Below are 16,390 nucleotides of genomic sequence, written 5' to 3'. Positions count from 1 at the left end.
GACGACACCGTGGAGATGCCCATCTTCGACATGATCTTCAGCACGCCCTTGCCGAGCGCGTAGATCAGGTTCTTCACGGCCTTCTCGGGCGTGACCTTGGTGATGAAGCCGGCGCGGACGAGGTACTCCACCGTCTCCATCGCGAGGTACGGGTTGACCGCCGACGCACCGAAGCCGATCAGCGTGGCGACGTGATGCACTTCGCGCACGTCCCCCGCCTCCACGACGAGCCCGACCTTCATGCGGGTCTCGTTGCGGATGAGGTGGTGGTGGACAGCCGCGACCATCAGGAGCGACGGGATCGGCGCGAGGTCCTTGTTGGAGTCGCGGTCGCTGAGCACGATGAACTCGGCGCCGTCCTCGATGGCGCTGTCGACCTCGGCGCACATCTGCGCGAGGCGCTTCTGCATGCCCTTCTGGCCGGCCTCCACGCGGTAGAGACCCCGGACGGTGACGGACGTGCGTCCGGGAACGGCGGCGTCGATGTGCTGGATTTTCGCGAGCTCGTCGTTGTTGATCACCGGGAAGTCGAGCGTGACCGCGCGGGCGTGATCCGGCCCCCAGCTCAGCAGGTTCGGCTCCGGGCCGAGGCCGAGCGCGAGGGAGGTGACGACCTCTTCGCGGATGGAGTCGAGTGGCGGGTTCGTGACCTGCGCGAACTGCTGCGTGAAGTAGTCGAACAGCAGCCGCGGGCGGTCGCTGAGGACCGCGACCGGGGTGTCGCTGCCCATGGCGCCGAGGGGCTCCGCACCGTTCTGCCCCATCGGGGTCAGGAGGATGCGGACCTCCTCCTCGGTGTAGCCGAAGGTGCGCTGACGACGGGTGATCGAGGCGATCGGGTGCACGATGTGCTCGCGCTCGGGCAGGTCGGCCAGGCGCACGCGCCCGCCATCCAGCCACTCCTGCCACGGGTGCAGGTTCGCGAGGTCGGACTTGATCTCCTCGTCGTCGATGATGCGCTGCTGCGCGGTGTCGACGAGGAACATGTGGCCCGGCTGCAGGCGCCCGCGGCGCTTGATCCGCTCGGGTGCGAAGTCGAGCACACCGGTCTCGCTGCCGATGACGACGAGTCCGTCGGTGGTCTCGGTCCAGCGCCCCGGCCGCAGGCCGTTGCGGTCGAGGGTCGCGCCGACCAGGGTGCCGTCGGTGAAGATGAGGGCGGCCGGACCGTCCCACGGCTCCATCTGCATGGAGTGGTACTCGTAGAACGAGCGGAGCTTCGGGTCGACGTTCGTCTGCTTCTCGTACGCCTCGGGAACCATCATCATGACGGCGTGCGGGAGGCTCCGACCGGTGAGGGTCAACAGTTCCAGCACCTCGTCGAAGGAGGCCGAGTCGCTGGCGCCGGGGGTGCAGATCGGCAGCAGCGGACGGATGTCGCCGATGAGCTGCGATTCCAGCTGCGACTGACGTGCCCGCATCCAGTTGCGGTTGCCGTTGACCGTGTTGATTTCACCGTTGTGGGCCAGCATCCGCAGCGGCTGCGCGAGCGGCCACGACGGGAACGTGTTCGTGGAGTAGCGGGAGTGGACCACCGCAAGCTCGGACGCGAAGCGCTCGTCCTGCAGGTCGGGGTAGAACGGCTCGAGCTGCAGCGTGGTGACCATGCCCTTGTAGCCGAGGGTGCGGCACGAGAGCGAGACGAAGTAGGCGCCGGCCTCGCGGCGGGCGCGCTTGCGCAGCCGGTACACCCGGCGGTCCAGCTCGATGCCGGACAGCGCGGGGGCGTCGCCCACAGCCGGCCGGGAGACGAACAGCTGCTCGAACGCGGGGCGGGCCTCGTACGCGAGCTTGCCGAGGTGCTCCTGCTCGGTGGGAACGTCCCGCCAGCCGAGCACCACGAGGTTCTCGCTGACGGCGATCTGGGCGATCTGTTCCTTGATCGCGGCGCGCTCGTCGCCGTCGAGCGGCAGGAACGCGAGACCGGCGGCGTACTCCCCGACCGGGGGCAGGTCGAAGTCCACCACGGCGCGCAGGAACGCATCCGGCATCTGGGTCAGGATGCCGGCGCCGTCGCCGGTGCCGGCGTCAGACCCGATCGCACCGCGGTGCTCGAGGTTCCGCAGCGCCGTCAGCGCGAGGTCGATGATGTCATGGCCGGGTTCACCACGCAGGGTGGCGACCATGGCCAAACCACACGCGTCCTTCTCGAACGCGGGGTTGTACATGCCCTGCTTGGCGGGGAAGGAGCCGAAGCCGCCTTCGGAACCGTGACGGGGGCGCGATGCCATACCTACCGTCCTCACATTGGTGCTGGATGCTGGGACGACATCGGCCCGGGATTAATTCGAAGGGGCTGAGCTTGTGGCAGCGCCCGTGGCGGCTTCGGTCGTGGGGGGTTCGCTCACGTCAACGAAGTCCTCGCTGTTCTGCGATTGTACAGCCGCTTTGCCGGTCCACTCGCGGCCCGGCCGGTACGGCGACGGCTCGAGGCCCGGGTGCCGGCGCTTCTGCACCGTCATGATGACCAGGCCGAGGACGACACCGAAGATCGCGGCCCACACATTGGTGCGCAGCCCCAGGTAGATGTCGCTCGGGTCGATACGGATGTTTTCCCAGACGATTCGGCCTGCGCTGTACCAGACCAGGTACAGCCCGAACAGGCGACCCCACTGCAGCCGGAAGCGGTTGCCGGCCCACAGGAGCACCGCGGCGCCGAGGAGATTCCAGATCACTTCGTACAGGAAGGTCGGCTGGAAAAGCGTGCCTTCTGGCAGTCCCGGCGGGTAGGCGGCGTTGTCGGAGTCGATCTCCAGGCCCCACCAGGCGTCCGTCGGCTGACCGAACAGCTCCTGGTTGAAGTAGTTGCCGAAGCGGCCGAGCGCCTGCGCGATGATGAGGCCGGGGGCCAGCGCGTCGGCGAACGTCCAGAACCGTATGCCGGTCCAGCGGCAGCCGATGAGCGCACCGATGGCACCGCCGATGAGCGCGCCGTAGATGGCGATGCCACCCTCCCAGATCGCCCACACCGAGCCGGGCTCGAACGGGTTCCAGGTGTTCTTGTCCTCGCCGACGTAGAACCCGAGGTGGGTGAGGACGTGGAAGATACGAGCGCCGATGATCGCGATCGGCACCGCGAACAGCGCGATGTCGATGACGGCCCATGGTTCCACGCCACGCTTGACGAGGCGGCGGTTCGTGAGCACCACGGCGACGATGATGCCGACGATGATGCACAGGGCGTAGAAATGGATCCGCACCGGCCCGAGATCGATGTAGCTGATCGTCGGGCTCGGGATGCTGGCGAACACGGGGAGTGCCGAAAAAGTCACGACCGCGAGTCTACTGGCCTCCGCCGCACACGATGACTCGCGCGGGGTGTGGGCTCAACGCACGGTCGCTGCAGCGAGGGCGCGCGCGGTGGTGCCGAGGCCGTCCAGTCCCCCGTCGCGGAGGGCCCGGACCAGGGCGGAGCCGACGATCGCCCCGTCGGCGTACTCGAGCGTCGTTCCCACCTGCTCCGGCGTCGAGATGCCGATACCGACGCACGCCTGCGACACGTCGTGCGCCCGGAGGCGCCCGATGAGGGTGCGAGCCGCCGCATCCAGGTCGGCCCGCTCCCCCGTGATCCCCATGGTGGAGACGGTGTAGACGAAGCCGGTGGAGTTCTCCACGACGAGCTTCAGCCGCTCCTCGCTCGAGGTCGGCGCGGCCAGGAAGATGCGATCGAGACCCGTCCGTTCGCTCGCAGCGATCCAGTCGGCAGCCGCGTCCGGCGTGATGTCGGGGGTGATGAGCCCGGCTCCGCCCGCGGCGAGAAGATCGTCCGCATACCGGTCCACGCCGTACTGGTAGACCGGGTTCCAGTAGGTCATGACGACGATGGGCACATCCGTGCGGGAGGTGATCTCCCGAACCGCCGGGAACAGGTCGCGCAGCCGAAAGCCGGCCTCCAGCGCCGCGAGCGTCGCCTCCTGGATGAGCGGGCCGTCCATCACCGGGTCGGAATAAGGCGGGCCGAGCTCGATGACGTCCGCACCGCTCTCGGCGAGCACCACGGCTGCCTCGATGCTGGTGCGCAGATCCGGGTAACCGAGCGGCAGGTAGCCGATGAAGGCGCCCCGGCCCTCAGCGTGGGCGGCCTGGATGGCTGCTTCGACGCGGGAGGTCACAGTTCCACTCCCTCGCCGGAGGCGGCGTCCTCGGTGTCCGGCACGGCCACCGGTTCACCCTCGCCCAGGGCCGAGCGGTCATACAGGTCGAAGTAGCGCGCCGCGGTGTCCATGTCCTTGTCGCCGCGGCCGGAGAGGCACACGACGACGACGGAGTCGGGGCCGAGCTCTCGGCCGAGTCGCAGTGCACCCGCGAGGGCGTGGGCGGATTCGACGGCGGGGATGATCCCCTCGGTGCGGCTCAGCAGGCGCAGCGCCTGCATCGCCTCGTCGTCGGTGGCGGGAATGTACTCCGCGCGGCCGATGGAGGCGAGCCAGGAGTGCTCGGGGCCTACGCCCGGGTAGTCGAGACCCGCGGAGATCGAGTGGGACTCGATCGTCTGGCCGTCCTCGTCCTGCAGCACGTAGGTCTTCGCACCATGGAGGATGCCGGGTCGTCCACGCTCGATGGATGCCGCGTGCTTCTCGGTGTCGACACCGTCGCCCGCCGCCTCCACCCCGTAGAGCTTCACGCTGTCGTCGTCGAGGAACGCGTCGAACATGCCGATCGCGTTGGAGCCGCCGCCGACACAGGCGAACACCGCATCCGGGAGCCGGCCGACCTCGGCGAGCAGCTGCGCGCGCGCCTCCTCGCCGATGATCTTCTGGAAGTCGCGCACCATCGCGGGGAACGGATGCGGGCCGGCGGCGGTGCCGAAGATGTAGTTGGTGGTCTCAACGCTCGCCACCCAATCGCGGTACGCCTCGTTGATGGCGTCCTTCAGGGTGCGGGATCCGGTCGTGACCGGGATGACCTCGGCGCCGAGGAGCCGCATCCGGGCGACGTTGAGCGCCTGCCGCTCGGTGTCGACCTCACCCATGTAGACGGTGCAATCGAAGCCGAAGAGCGCTGCGGCGGTCGCGGTGGCGACGCCGTGCTGGCCCGCCCCGGTCTCGGCGATCACGCGGGTCTTTCTGAGTCGTTTGGTGAGCAGCGCCTGCCCGAGCACGTTGTTGATCTTGTGCGAGCCGGTGTGGTTCAGGTCTTCGCGCTTGAGGAAGATGCGACCGCCGCCCGCGTGGGCGGCGAACCGCGGCACCTCGGTGAGGGCGGATGGGCGACCGGCGTAGGAATGCAACAGCTTGGTCAGCTCGGCGGCGAAGGCCGGGTCGACCATCGCCTCCTCGTACACGGCGGTCAGCTCGTCGATGGCGGCAATGAGCGACTCGGGCATGTACCGCCCGCCGAACTCACCGAAGAAGGGACCCTTCGCGTCGCGAAGTTTCATCATTACGCTCCCAGGAATGCGCGCAGCGTGGCGACCGGGTCGCCGGTGACGAGAGCCTCGCCCACCAGCACTGCGTCGGCGCCGGCGGCGCGGTAGTGCGCCACGTCGGCGGGGGTGAGGACAGCCGACTCGGCGACCTTGATCGCCTCGGCGGGGAAGGCAACGGCGAGACGGCCGAAGAGGTCGCGGTCGAGCTCGAACGTCGTGAGATCGCGGGCGTTGACGCCGATGAGGTCGGCACCGAGGTCAGCGGCCCGGGCCAGCTCGTCGGCGGAGTGCGCCTCGACCAGCGGGGTCATCCCCAGCTGGATGACGAGCTCGTGGAGTTCACGGAGGACCGGCTGCTCCAGTGCGGCCACGATGAGCAGCACCAGGTCGGCGCCCGCGGCGCGAGCCTCCATCACCTGGTAGGGCGTCGCGATGAAGTCCTTGCGCAGCACCGGCACCGAGACCTCGGCACGGACCGCCCGGAGATCGTCGAGGCTGCCCTTGAAGCGGCGCTGTTCGGTCAGGACCGAGATCGCGCTCGCCCCGCCGAGCTCGTACTTGCGCGCCTGCGCAGCGGGGTCGGGGATGGCAGCGAGGTCGCCTCGGGACGGGCTCGCCCGCTTCACCTCGGCGATGATCTTCACCTGCGCGGCGGGAGCCAGCGCCGCCCGCGCGTCACGGGGCGCGGACTGGGCCAGCGCGGCACGTTCGACCTCGGCGAGCGGCAGCGTCTCGGCGCGGGTTTCCGCGTCTGCGACGGAGCCGGCCGTGAGGTCGGCCAGCATGCTCAATGCTCTTTCGGGCTGTACTTCGGACCGTAGGCGCCGTAGCCGGCCTTGGAGAGGATCCATCCCACGATCAGGCCCACGACGAGCAGCACCGCGCTCGCCCAGACCAGCACGGGCAGGTCGAACCAGAAGAAGACGGTGCCGAGGGTGACCGCGATGAGCATGATGATCACGCCGGTCCAGGCAGCCGGGGAGTGTCCGTGTCCGGGGTCACCGATGGGGTTGCTCATGTGTCTCCTTCGCATGCGGGCGCGTCGTACCGGCGCCCCGTCCGTCAGTCTAGCGGGCAGTGCCGCCGGTCGTCGGATCGTCGCCTCGGCTGAGGTCGTCCCACGAATCGATGGCGTCCAACGGCCGGCCGGGGTCCACGCGGGACGCGCGGGCTGCCACTGCCGCCTCGTATTTGCGGCCGCCTCGCGCCCAGCGCCGAGCCGTGACGAGGACGAGGACGCCGGCGACGGCGAGGATCACCGCGGCGAGCAACGTCACCGCGGGCCACACCGTGAGAGCGGTCGATGCGACGAGGTCGCCGACCGCGGCGTCGCCGGTGATGCCGGTGGCATCCGTCACCGCGGGCGCATAGGTGGCGAGCGGCGGACCGGCGAGCGTCTGCGCGGCGAGCGTCGCAAGAGTGATGCCGCCGACCAGGCTCAGCGCGCCGAACACATACCGGAGCACCACGCCGACGATCGACAGCGCGAGTCCGAGCGCGAGCACGGCAAGACTCAACGGCGCGAGCACGGCGATCGCGTCCGCACCGGCGACGGTGAGATCCGATCCCGCGTCACCGAGGAGGGTCACCTCGACCCAGGTCTGCGTCGACCCGATGAGGATCATCGCACCGGGGATGAGGATCGCGAGGACCGCGAGGAGACGGGCCCTCCGGATCACGCCTGCACCGGGTCCAGCTCGTCCGCATCGAAGCACGTGCGGGTGCCGGTGTGGCATGCGGCGCCCACCTGCTCGACGGAGATGAGCACGGCGTCGCCATCGCAATCGAGGCGGGCACCCTTCACCTGCTGGATGTGACCTGACGTGTCGCCCTTACGCCAGTACTCCTCGCGGGAGCGCGACCAGAAGGTGACGCGGCCGGTGGTGAGGGTGCGGCGCAGCGCCTCCGCATCCATCCAGGCGAGCATGAGGACCTCTTTCGTGTCCCACTGCTGGATGATCGCGGCGACCAGGCCGTCCTCGGTGAAACGGACGCGCGCGATGCGCTCCTCGATGGACTCGGTCACTGGCGTACCTCTATCCCGTCGGCTGCCATGGCGGCTTTCACGTCACCCACGGTGAGCTGCCCGGAGTGGAACACGGAGGCGGCGAGCACCGCGTCCGCGCCGGCGCGGATGGCGGGGGCGAAGTGTTCGGCAGCGCCGGCACCGCCCGAGGCGATCACCGGCACGCTCGAGATCTCGCGCATCAGCCCGACGAGCTCGAGGTCGAACCCGTCCTTGGTGCCGTCGGCGTCGATGGAGTTGACGAGCAGTTCCCCCGCGCCCCGGTCGATCGCCTCGCGCGCCCACTCGAGTGCGTCGAGCGTCGTCAGGGTGCGGCCGCCGTGGGTCGTGACGGCGAAGCCCGACGGCGTGGTGTCGGTGCGCTTGATGTCGAGCGAGAGCACGAGCACCTGTGCGCCGAAACGGTCGGCGATCTCGCCGATGAGCGCGGGCCGGGCGATCGCGGCGGAGTTGACCCCCACCTTGTCCGCACCCACACCCTGCAGCCGGGCGACGTCGTCGACCGTACGGATGCCGCCGCCGACTGTCAGCGGGATGAAGACCTCTTCCGCGGTGCGGCGGACGACGTCGTAGGTCGTCGCGCGCTCGTCCACCGTGGCGGTGACGTCGAGGAACGTGAGTTCGTCGGCGCCCTGCTCGAAGTAGAACCGGGCGAGCTCGACCGGGTCGCCCATGTCGCGCAGATTCTCGAAGTTGACGCCCTTGACCACACGCCCCGCCGCCACGTCGAGACACGGGATGACGCGGCACACCAGGCTCATATCACAGCCTCGCGTTGTGAATGGCGGACACCAGGATCGCGCGGGCACCCATCGCGTACAGGTCGTCCATGACCTGGTTGACGGTCCTGCGCGGTGTCATGACGCGCACGGCGACCCAGGAGGGGTCGCGCAGCGGCGAGATGGTGGGCGATTCGATGCCCGGGGCGATCGCGACCGCCTGCTCGACGAGATCGGCCGGCAGGTCGTAGTCGACGAGCACGTAGCGCTTGGCGACGAGCACCCCGCGCAGTCGCCGCAGCAGCGTCTCGATGCCCTCGGGCGCCTCCGGTCCGGTGATGAGCACGGCCTCGGATTCGAGCAGCTTCGGGCCGAAGATCTCCAGGCCTGCCTGACGCAGCGTCGTGCCAGTCGAGACGACATCGGCGACCGCATCCGCCACGCCCAGCTGCACCGCTGACTCCACGGCGCCGTCCAGCGGCACGAGGTCCACGGCGATGCCCTGCTCGTCGAGGAAGGCGTCGACGAGGCCCGGGTACGCGGTGGCGACGCGCAGACCCTGCAGGTCGGTCACCTCGTGGAAGCGTCCGGGAGGGCCCGCGAAGCGGAACGTGGAGCCGCCGAAGCCGAGGGCCTCGATCTCACGGGCACCCGGCATCCGGGCGTCGAGGAGGAGGTCGCGGCCGGTGATTCCCACATCCAGTGCCCCGGATCCCACGTACGTGGCGATGTCCTTGGGGCGCAGGTAGAAGAACTCGACGTCGTTGACGGGGTCGGAGACGAACAGATCCTTCGGATCACGGCGTCCGATGTAGCCCGCCTCGGCGAGCATCTCGGCGGCGGTCTCGGAGAGCGATCCCTTGTTCGGCACGGCGATACGCAGCATGGTGCAGCAGCTTTCGGGTCTTGAGCGGGAGGTGGAGGGCGCTCACAGATGTCGGTAGACATCCTCCAGGCTCAGTCCCTTGGCGAGCATGAGCACCTGCAGGTGGTACAGGAGCTGGGAGATCTCTTCCGCTGCGGCGTCGAGCGGCTCGTACTCGGCCGCCATCCAGACCTCAGCGGCTTCTTCCACGATCTTCTTGCCGATCGTGTGCACACCGGCGTCCAGCTCCGCGACGGTGCCGGATCCGGCGGGTCGGGTCGCCGCCTTCTCGGTCAGCTCCGCGAACAGAGAGTCGAACGTCTTCACCATCCCAGGGTACCGAACCCGGGGACCCTCGCGGTTCACCCCCGGCTCACCGCGGCCACGCAGCGCGTGCGTGCGCCCCGGCCCGCGCGTGACCGCGCATGCGCGAAGTTCGCAGTTTCGCGCGAACTTCGCACGAATCGGGCACAATCCTGCGGACTTCGCGCAATTCTGCGACGTTCGTACGGGCGGCGCGAGCGGGGCGGTGTCGGTGCGGATCGTGGAGGCTCAGTGACGGTGGACGGATGCGGCCTGGTCGCGGAGCGCGGCGATCGCGCTGCCCGGGTCGTCGGCGCCGAAGACGGCCGACCCCGCGACGAACGTATCGGCGCCGGCTTCCGCCGCCTGCGCGATCGTGGATGCGGAGATACCGCCATCGACCTGCAGCCACACGGCGGAGCCCCGGCGGCGGGCCGCATCCGCGAGGGCCCGCAGTTTCGGCATCGTCTCGGGCATGAAGGATTGCCCGCCGAACCCCGGCTCGACGGTCATCACGAGGATCTGGTCGAACTCGTCGAGGAGCTCGTGGAGGCTGTCGGCGGGCGTGCCGGGCTTCACGGCCACGCCGGCGCGGGAACCGATGGCCCGGAGGCGTCGCGCGAGTGCGACCGGGTCGGCGGCGGCCTCGAGGTGGAACGTCACGGATGCGGCGCCGAGCTCGGCGTAGCCGGGGGCCCAGCGGTCCGGGTCATCGATCATGAGGTGCACGTCGAGCGGGACGGGACTCGTCGCCTGGATGCGTTCGACCATCTGTGGCCCGAACGTGAGGTTGGGGACGAAATGGTTGTCCATCACGTCCACGTGCACGAAGTCGGCCGCGGCGATGCGGGCGAGTTCCGCCTGCATGTTCACGAAGTCGGCGGCCAGGATGGACGGATTGATGCGGGTGCCGGTCACCTGCCCATTATCCCGGTGCCGCCCCGCAATCCCGGTGCCGCCGCGCGTCACCGCATCCGTCCCCCGTCCTCGGAGGCGTGACCTGCTCGGCCGTCGCATATCGCGGGTGAGAAGGCACGACACCCGCAGGTCGCGACGGATGAACGGATGGGCGTCCGCACGTGAATCTGCTCGGCCGTCGCATATCGCGGGTGAGAAGGCACGACACCCGCATATCGCGACGGATGAACGGATGGGCGTCCGCACGTGAATCTGCTCGGCCGTCGCATATCGCGGGTGAGAAGGCACGACACCCACACTTCGCGACAGGCGAATGCAAGGGGCGGGGTCGAGTCAGCGGCGGCGGAGGAGCGAGATGAACATCGCGTCGGTGCCGTGGCGATGCGGCCACAGTTGCGCACGACCCGAACCGTCCGCGGGCGCGGGGAGATCCAGCGGCGTCCGCGAGATGCTCTGCAGCACGGCACGGGCGTCGAGCTCCTCGATCCGGTCGCCCCACTCGCGGCGGACATCGGCGAGGACGCCGGCGGTCTCGGCGAGATGCGGCGAGCAGGTGACGTAGGCGAGGATGCCGCCGGGCTTCAGGCCCTCGAGTCCCGCGCGCACCAGGTCGCCCTGCAGCGCGGTGAGCTGCGGCACATCCGCCGGCTGCTTGCGCCACCGCGCCTCCGGGCGACGCCGCAGCGCCCCGAGCCCGGTGCAGGGGGCGTCCACGAGGATGCGGTCGTACTCGCCGTGACCGGCGCGGTCGCGGCCGTCCTCCTCGGATACCTCGACCGGCAGCGGCACACCCTCGAGAGCACGGCGCACGAGCCCGGCACGGGCCGGCACCAGCTCATTCGCCTCGAGCGTGGCGCCGTGTGCCAAGGCCTCCGCTGCCAGGAGCGCCGTCTTCCCGCCGGGACCGGCGCACAGGTCGAGCCACCGCTCCCCCGGGCGCACCGGCTCGGCGCGGCTGAGGGCGAGTGCGGCGAGCTGCGAACCCTCGTCCTGCACCCGGATGCGGCCGCCGGCCACCTCGTCGTGCGGGTCACCGCCGCCGGAGCGGGCACCGATCGGCGAGTACGGGGTGGGCGCGAGGTCGGCGGGCCGCTCCCCCAGCCCGGGCAGCACAGCGAGGGTCACCCGCGGCGAGACGTTGTCAGCATGCAGCAGGTCGGTCAGCTCGTCACCGCGGCCCTCGGCGGCGAGGGCGCGGCGGAAGGCGCGCAGGATCCAGACCGGATGGGAGGTCGACAGGCCGAGTCGCTCGTCGTCGGACCTCGCTGCGCGCTCGACCCGCTCCAGCCACTCGCCGGGCGTCTCGCGGGCTATCCGCCGCAGCACGGCGTTGGTGAACCCGGTGGCGCTGTTGCCGGCGGAGTGCCGCACGATCTCGACGGTCTCGTGGACCGCGGCGTGTGAGGCGATGCGGGTGGAGAGGATCTGATGCGCCCCGAGGCGGAGCGCGTCGAGCACGACCGGGTCGATCTCGCTGGTGTCACGGTTCGCGGCGGCCGCGATGATGGCGTCGTAGGTCCCCTGGCGGCGGAGCGTGCCGTACGCGAGCTCGGTGGCGAGCGCCGCGTCCTGCTCGTTCAGCCCCGCGCGGGCGATGCTCGTCGGCAGCAGCAGGTTGGCGTACGCATCCGACTCGTTGACCGCACGCAGCACCTCGAAGGCGACCCGGCGGGCGCTCATGCTCCGGCCACCGGCTCGTTCGTGCGAAGGCCCCGCCACCAGTCAGCCGCCGACATGGCTTGCTTACCAGCCGGCTGCACGCGTTCCAGCACGATCGGGTGGGTCGCGGTCCCGACCAGCAAGGCGCCGTCGATGTTCCGGATGCGGCCGGGCGCGAGCTCCGCATCCGTGGCAGTGCCGCCGACGGCGAGGATCTTCACCCGCGCCCCATCGACGCTCGTGTGCGCCCCGGGCTCGGGTGTCGTGCCGAGGATGCGGGACAGGACGGCGTCGCCGCTGTCCGTCCAGCGGATCAGGCCGTCCTCCGCCGTGAGCTTCGGAGCGAGGGTGGGTTCCCCGGTCTGCGGGCGTGCCGTCGCGGTTCCGGCGGCGATCTCATCGATCACGCGCAGCAGCAGGTCGGCACCGGTCTCGGCGAGGGTCGCGAGCAGGTCGCCCGCCGTCGCACCCGGAGGGACCGGCATCCGGTCCTCGGCGAACACGTCGCCGGCGTCGAGTTCGGGTACCAGCTGGAACACGCTCGCCCCGGTCTCGCGGTCGCCGGCGATGAGGGCGTGTTGCACGGGCGCCGCACCGCGCCACCGCGGCAGCAGCGAGAAGTGCAGGTTGATCCAGCCGTGCGCGGGCGCCGACAGCAGCGGTTCCCGGACGAGACCGCCGTAGGCGACGATGACGCCGAGGTCCGGCTGGAGCGCCGTCAGCGTGTCGGTCGCGGCCGCGTCGAGGCGGTCGGTGCGCAGGACCGGAAGGCCGAGTTCCGTCGCGACCTGTGCCACGGCGGACGGTGTGAGCACGCGTTTCCGTCCGAGCGGTGCGTCCCTGCGGGTGACCACGGTCGCGATCTCGTGACCGGATGCGGCGATCCGGCGTAGCGAGGGGACGGCGGCCGCGGGGGTGCCCGCGAAGACGAGACGCATGAAGCTCCAGATGGAATGAGAGACGGGGTGGGTGACGGGGGTCACAGATCGGGGTCGGGCACATCGACCCGCACTCTGAGTGTATTGCGGGCCGCTCCGCCGCGCCGGGGTCGGCGGGCGCGCACCGCGTCGGCGACGACCGCCGCGCGGAGCGTCTTGGCGACCGCGGCTCCCGAGGCGTAATCGAACCGCACCAGCGCCCGCTCGAGTGTGTCGTCGGTGCCCGGGACCCGCACGGGCCCGAGGATCGCATCCTCCGGCAGCGCCGGCACGTCGGTGTGCACCGCCGCCAGCGCCTGCATCACCGACGCGGGCGGACCCTCGACGACGGCGACGCGCACGGTCGGCGGCATCTTGAGCGGCGCGCGCTCGGCGAGTTCGGTACGGGCGTAGGCCGGCTGAGTCCAGGTGGCGAGGGCGCGCGCGGCGGGACCGGTGACCCCGACGAGATGCACGGGTGCGCCCGGGGTCGCGAGTGCGGCCGCGTTCGACCACCATCGCAGGCAGAACTCGCCGATGCGGAGATCGTCCGCCAGCAGCATCCGTTCGCCGTCGAGGAGCAGCACGGCCCGGTAGCCGCCGTCGGCGGGAGGCTCCGCACCCCGCGTGGCGACGACGAGCGCCGGCCGGGCGTCGACCTGCAGGACCGGATGGTCGGCGTCGGCGATGATGACCCGGGTGTTCGGGAAGGCGCGGCCGAGCTCATCGGCGGTGCGCTCGCTGCCTGCCGATGCCAGGCGCAACCCGGTGCCCTCGCAGTTCGTGCACCGCCAGCCCACGGACGACCTGCCGCACCACGCGCAGTCCGGGCGGGTGCGGGCGTTCCGGGCTCGGAGCGGACCCGTGCAGTGGGCGCAGCGCGCCGGGCGGCGGCAGTCGGCGCACACCATCACGGGCGAGTATCCGGGGCGGGCGACCTGCACCAGCACGGGCCCATCGGCGAGGGCTTGCCGGACCGCCGTGAAGGCGGAGGACGGGATGCGGGCGGAGCCCGGGCCGTCGGCCGGCGGGCTGAGCACGACACGGGGGCTCTGCCGCCGCGTGGCGGGGACCTCGCGCACCCAACCGATGCCGACGAGACGCTCCACCTCGGTCGTGCGGGTGTGACCGGCGAACAGGAGCGCGCCGCCCTCGAGTTCCTGACGCAGGAGCGCGGCGTCGCGGGCGTGCACGCCGGGGCTGAGCGGTTCGCCCAGCAGCGGATCGCCGTCGTCCCATAGCGCCACGAGTCCGGTGTTCGCCGCGGGCGCGTACACCGCGGAACGGTTTCCGATGACGACGCAGGGCGCGTCGGCGAGGATGCGGAGGTAGGCGGCATACCGGGCGGGCGCGGGGCGGCGGGCGTCGTCGCGAACCACGGCGTCGGTCGGCAGATGTGCCGCCAGTGCGGCGGCCAGCTGGTCCTGGTCGCGGTGGTCCGGCACCACGAGCACGGCGCTGCGGCCGGCGGCGAGGTTCACGACGGCGGCCGCGGTCAGCAGCACCGCCCAGGCACCGACGACGGTGCCGTCGGGGAGGGTGAGGGTGCGCGGCGGTGCGTCGACCGCGCAGCGGGCGGCGGCGTCCAGGGAACCGGCGAGCGTCGGGTAGGCGGCCAGCACGTCCTGCGCCCACCGCAGCTGCTCGGCGGAGATGACGGGCGCGACGGGGGTGGGCGCGGCGAGGAACGTCTTCTCTGCACGCACCATCCGCCGCGGGATCGCGAGGCGCAGGATGTGGCCCGCGCTTCCGGCGGCGCGGTCGGCGAGCCGGCGGGAAAGCCGGTAGAGCCGGTCGGGCAGCACGGGGACGGGTGAGACGACCTGGTCGACGGCGGACAGCGGTCGGTCCGCATCCGCCGCCTTCCCCACCTCGACGAGGTACCCCTCGATCACCCGGCCCGCGGAGCGCAGCGGCACCTTGACCCGGACGCCGGGCACGGCGGTGTCGGCGAGTTCGGTCGGGATCTCGTAGTCGAAGAGGCGGTCGAGCTGTGGCAGGGGTGAGTCGACGAGCACGCGCGCGACGCGTCGGGTGCTCACGCTGCGCTCAGAGCCCGGCGGCGTCGCGGAGCTCGTCGACGCGGTCCAGCCGCTCCCAGGTGAAGTCGGGCAGCTCGCGGCCGAAGTGGCCGTAGGCCGCGGTCTGGGCGTAAATCGGGCGGAGAAGGTCGAGGCGCTCGACGATCGCGGAGGGACGCAGATCGAACACGTCGAGGATGGCGTGCGTGATGACGTCGTCCGACACGTGCCCGGTCCCGAAGGATTCGACGTAGAGCCCGACGGGCTTCGCCTTACCGATGGCGTAGGCCACTTGCACCTCGAGCCGGTCGGCGAGACCCGCAGCGACCGCGTTCTTGGCGACCCAGCGCATCGCGTACGCGGCGGAGCGGTCGACCTTGGAGGGGTCCTTGCCGCTGAACGCACCGCCGCCGTGGCGCGAGGCGCCGCCGTACGTGTCGATGATGATCTTGCGGCCGGTGAGGCCGGCGTCGCCCTTGGGCCCGCCGGTGACGAACGGCCCGGCGGGGTTGATGAAGAACTCCACCCCGGACAGGTCGAGGCCGGTCTGGGCGAGGACGGGTTCGATGACCTCCGCCTGCACCGCGGCGCGAAGCGCGGTCTGCGAGATGTCGGGCTGGTGCTGCGTGGACAGCACCACGGTTTCGACCGTGCGCGGGACGCTGCCGTCGTACCCGAGGGTGACCTGGGTCTTGCCGTCGGGACGCAGGAATGGCAGCGCACCGGACCGGCGGGCGTCGGTGAGACGTTCCGCGATGCGGTGCGCCGTCCAGATCGCCATCGGCATCAGCTGCGGCGTCTCGGTGGTGGCGTAACCGAACATGATGCCCTGGTCGCCGGCACCCTGCGCGTCGTGCGGGTCGGATGAGCCGTCCTCCCGGCGCTCGAGCGCCGTGTCGACGCCGTGCGCGATGTCGGTGGACTGTTCCCCGATCGAGACGCTCACTCCGCACGAGTCACCGTCGAAGCCGGTCTCGCTGGAGGTGTAGCCGATCCGGTTGACGACCTGGCGCACGATCGTCGGGATGTCGACGTACCCCTCGGTGCGCACCTCGCCGGCGACGTGCACGAGCCCGGTGGTGACGAGGGTCTCCACGGCGACCCGGCTGTCCTTGTCGACGGCGAGCAGCGCGTCGAGGATCGAGTCGGAGATCTGGTCGCAGATCTTGTCCGGATGCCCCTCCGTGACGGACTCGGACGTGAACAGGCGCTTCTCGCTCATCGGTGCTCCAGTATCGGCGGGACGCCCGCCATTATGCCCGCAGCCCCGGACACCAGGTGCCGGGGCCGCGTCACAAAACGAAGTGGAAGTGAGGGTGTCACTCAGCCGCGCGCAGGCGCAGCTTGTCCTCGTTGATCTCGTGGAGCGCGATCGTCAGCGGCTTGTCCTCGATCGTCGAGTCGACGAGCGGCCCGACGTTGTCGAACAGGTTGCCCTCGTGGAGGTCGGAGTAGTAGTCGTTGATCTGGCGCGCCCGCTTGGATGCGTAGATGACCAGCTGGTACTTCGAGTCGACCTTCTCGAGGAGGCTGTCGATCGGCGGGTCGATGATGCCCTGATTGTTCCCTGCCATGGCGGAACCTCCTGGTTCGG

17 protein-coding genes are annotated in these 16,390 nt (G+C 70.6%); all 17 read right to left on the bottom strand.

Annotated elements, in window-relative coordinates; genetic code table 11:
• On the bottom strand, positions 1-2,231 hold a 2,231-nt coding region (locus NT132_RS02345; RefSeq protein WP_297784193.1), incomplete at its 3' end, for a glutamate synthase central domain-containing protein.
• A gap of 51 nt (positions 2,232-2,282) precedes the next feature.
• Positions 2,283-3,272 (bottom strand): prolipoprotein diacylglyceryl transferase, encoded by a 990-nt coding sequence (gene lgt / locus NT132_RS02340; protein WP_297784190.1) that lies wholly within the window; start codon positions 3,270-3,272, stop codon positions 2,283-2,285.
• A gap of 54 nt (positions 3,273-3,326) precedes the next feature.
• Positions 3,327-4,112, bottom strand: a complete 786-nt coding sequence (gene trpA / locus NT132_RS02335; RefSeq protein WP_297784187.1) for a tryptophan synthase subunit alpha — start codon at positions 4,110-4,112, stop codon at positions 3,327-3,329.
• Complete coding sequence (gene trpB / locus NT132_RS02330; RefSeq protein WP_297784254.1) at positions 4,109-5,380, bottom strand: tryptophan synthase subunit beta; 1,272 nt, start codon at positions 5,378-5,380, stop codon at positions 4,109-4,111. Before trpB ends, trpA begins: the two co-directional genes overlap by 4 nt.
• Positions 5,381-5,382: 2 nt before the next feature.
• Complete coding sequence (gene trpC, locus NT132_RS02325) at positions 5,383-6,153, bottom strand: indole-3-glycerol phosphate synthase TrpC (protein WP_297784184.1); 771 nt, start codon at positions 6,151-6,153, stop codon at positions 5,383-5,385.
• 2 nt (positions 6,154-6,155) lie between these two features.
• A complete protein-coding gene (locus tag NT132_RS02320; protein WP_297784181.1) occupies positions 6,156-6,386 on the bottom strand; it encodes a DUF6704 family protein in 231 nt (76 codons plus the stop codon).
• 49 nt (positions 6,387-6,435) lie between these two features.
• A complete protein-coding gene (locus NT132_RS02315) occupies positions 6,436-7,047 on the bottom strand; it encodes a Trp biosynthesis-associated membrane protein (protein ID WP_297784176.1) in 612 nt (203 codons plus the stop codon).
• The gene (gene hisI / locus NT132_RS02310) at positions 7,044-7,394 is read right to left on the bottom strand and encodes a phosphoribosyl-AMP cyclohydrolase (RefSeq protein WP_297784173.1); all 351 of its coding nucleotides are present in this window, start codon (positions 7,392-7,394) and stop codon (positions 7,044-7,046) included. Before hisI ends, NT132_RS02315 begins: the two co-directional genes overlap by 4 nt.
• The gene (gene hisF, locus NT132_RS02305; protein ID WP_297784170.1) at positions 7,391-8,155 is read right to left on the bottom strand and encodes an imidazole glycerol phosphate synthase subunit HisF; all 765 of its coding nucleotides are present in this window, start codon (positions 8,153-8,155) and stop codon (positions 7,391-7,393) included. The genes hisI and hisF overlap by 4 nt, the downstream gene beginning before the upstream one ends.
• 1 nt (position 8,156) lies before the next feature.
• A complete protein-coding gene (gene hisG, locus NT132_RS02300) occupies positions 8,157-8,999 on the bottom strand; it encodes an ATP phosphoribosyltransferase (RefSeq protein WP_297784167.1) in 843 nt (280 codons plus the stop codon).
• Between the two features lie 42 nt (positions 9,000-9,041).
• Positions 9,042-9,305, bottom strand: coding sequence for a phosphoribosyl-ATP diphosphatase (locus NT132_RS02295; protein ID WP_297784251.1), 264 nt, complete (start codon positions 9,303-9,305; stop codon positions 9,042-9,044).
• Positions 9,306-9,530: 225 nt separating this feature from the next.
• The gene (rpe, locus tag NT132_RS02290; RefSeq protein ID WP_297784248.1) at positions 9,531-10,229 is read right to left on the bottom strand and encodes a ribulose-phosphate 3-epimerase; all 699 of its coding nucleotides are present in this window, start codon (positions 10,227-10,229) and stop codon (positions 9,531-9,533) included.
• A gap of 303 nt (positions 10,230-10,532) precedes the next feature.
• Positions 10,533-11,879: a transcription antitermination factor NusB gene (locus NT132_RS02285; RefSeq protein ID WP_297784164.1), complete on the bottom strand. Its 1,347-nt coding sequence runs from the start codon at positions 11,877-11,879 to the stop codon at positions 10,533-10,535.
• Positions 11,876-12,796 (bottom strand): methionyl-tRNA formyltransferase, encoded by a 921-nt coding sequence (gene fmt, locus NT132_RS02280; protein WP_297784161.1) that lies wholly within the window; start codon positions 12,794-12,796, stop codon positions 11,876-11,878. The genes NT132_RS02285 and fmt overlap by 4 nt, the downstream gene beginning before the upstream one ends.
• Positions 12,797-12,837: 41 nt before the next feature.
• Positions 12,838-14,817, bottom strand: a complete 1,980-nt coding sequence (locus NT132_RS02275) for a primosomal protein N' (RefSeq protein WP_297784157.1) — start codon at positions 14,815-14,817, stop codon at positions 12,838-12,840.
• 7 nt (positions 14,818-14,824) lie between these two features.
• The gene (gene metK, locus NT132_RS02270; RefSeq protein ID WP_297784154.1) at positions 14,825-16,018 is read right to left on the bottom strand and encodes a methionine adenosyltransferase; all 1,194 of its coding nucleotides are present in this window, start codon (positions 16,016-16,018) and stop codon (positions 14,825-14,827) included.
• 97 nt (positions 16,019-16,115) lie between these two features.
• Complete coding sequence (rpoZ, locus tag NT132_RS02265) at positions 16,116-16,370, bottom strand: DNA-directed RNA polymerase subunit omega (RefSeq protein ID WP_297784151.1); 255 nt, start codon at positions 16,368-16,370, stop codon at positions 16,116-16,118.
• Between the last annotated feature and the right edge of the window lie 20 nt (positions 16,371-16,390).

This window comes from Microbacterium sp. (genome assembly GCF_026393345.1).
In the GTDB taxonomy this organism is placed as follows: domain Bacteria; phylum Actinomycetota; class Actinomycetes; order Actinomycetales; family Microbacteriaceae; genus Microbacterium.
The sequence above is the reverse complement of the archived record's forward strand: the minus strand, read 5'-3'. Positions and strand labels throughout refer to the sequence as shown.

Excerpts from the sequence above, each read along its gene's own strand:
- trpB (WP_297784254.1), bottom strand. The coding sequence starts at position 5,380 with ATGAAACTTCGCGACGCGAAGGGTCCCTTCTTCGGTGAGTTCGGCGGG.
- trpC (WP_297784184.1), bottom strand. The coding sequence starts at position 6,153 with ATGCTGGCCGACCTCACGGCCGGCTCCGTCGCAGACGCGGAAACCCGC.
- NT132_RS02320 (WP_297784181.1), bottom strand. The coding sequence starts at position 6,386 with ATGAGCAACCCCATCGGTGACCCCGGACACGGACACTCCCCGGCTGCC.
- hisF (WP_297784170.1), bottom strand. The coding sequence starts at position 8,155 with ATGAGCCTGGTGTGCCGCGTCATCCCGTGTCTCGACGTGGCGGCGGGG.
- hisG (WP_297784167.1), bottom strand. The coding sequence starts at position 8,999 with ATGCTGCGTATCGCCGTGCCGAACAAGGGATCGCTCTCCGAGACCGCC.
- NT132_RS02285 (WP_297784164.1), bottom strand. The coding sequence starts at position 11,879 with ATGAGCGCCCGCCGGGTCGCCTTCGAGGTGCTGCGTGCGGTCAACGAG.
- fmt (WP_297784161.1), bottom strand. The coding sequence starts at position 12,796 with ATGCGTCTCGTCTTCGCGGGCACCCCCGCGGCCGCCGTCCCCTCGCTA.
- metK (WP_297784154.1), bottom strand. The coding sequence starts at position 16,018 with ATGAGCGAGAAGCGCCTGTTCACGTCCGAGTCCGTCACGGAGGGGCAT.
- rpoZ (WP_297784151.1), bottom strand. The coding sequence starts at position 16,370 with ATGGCAGGGAACAATCAGGGCATCATCGACCCGCCGATCGACAGCCTC.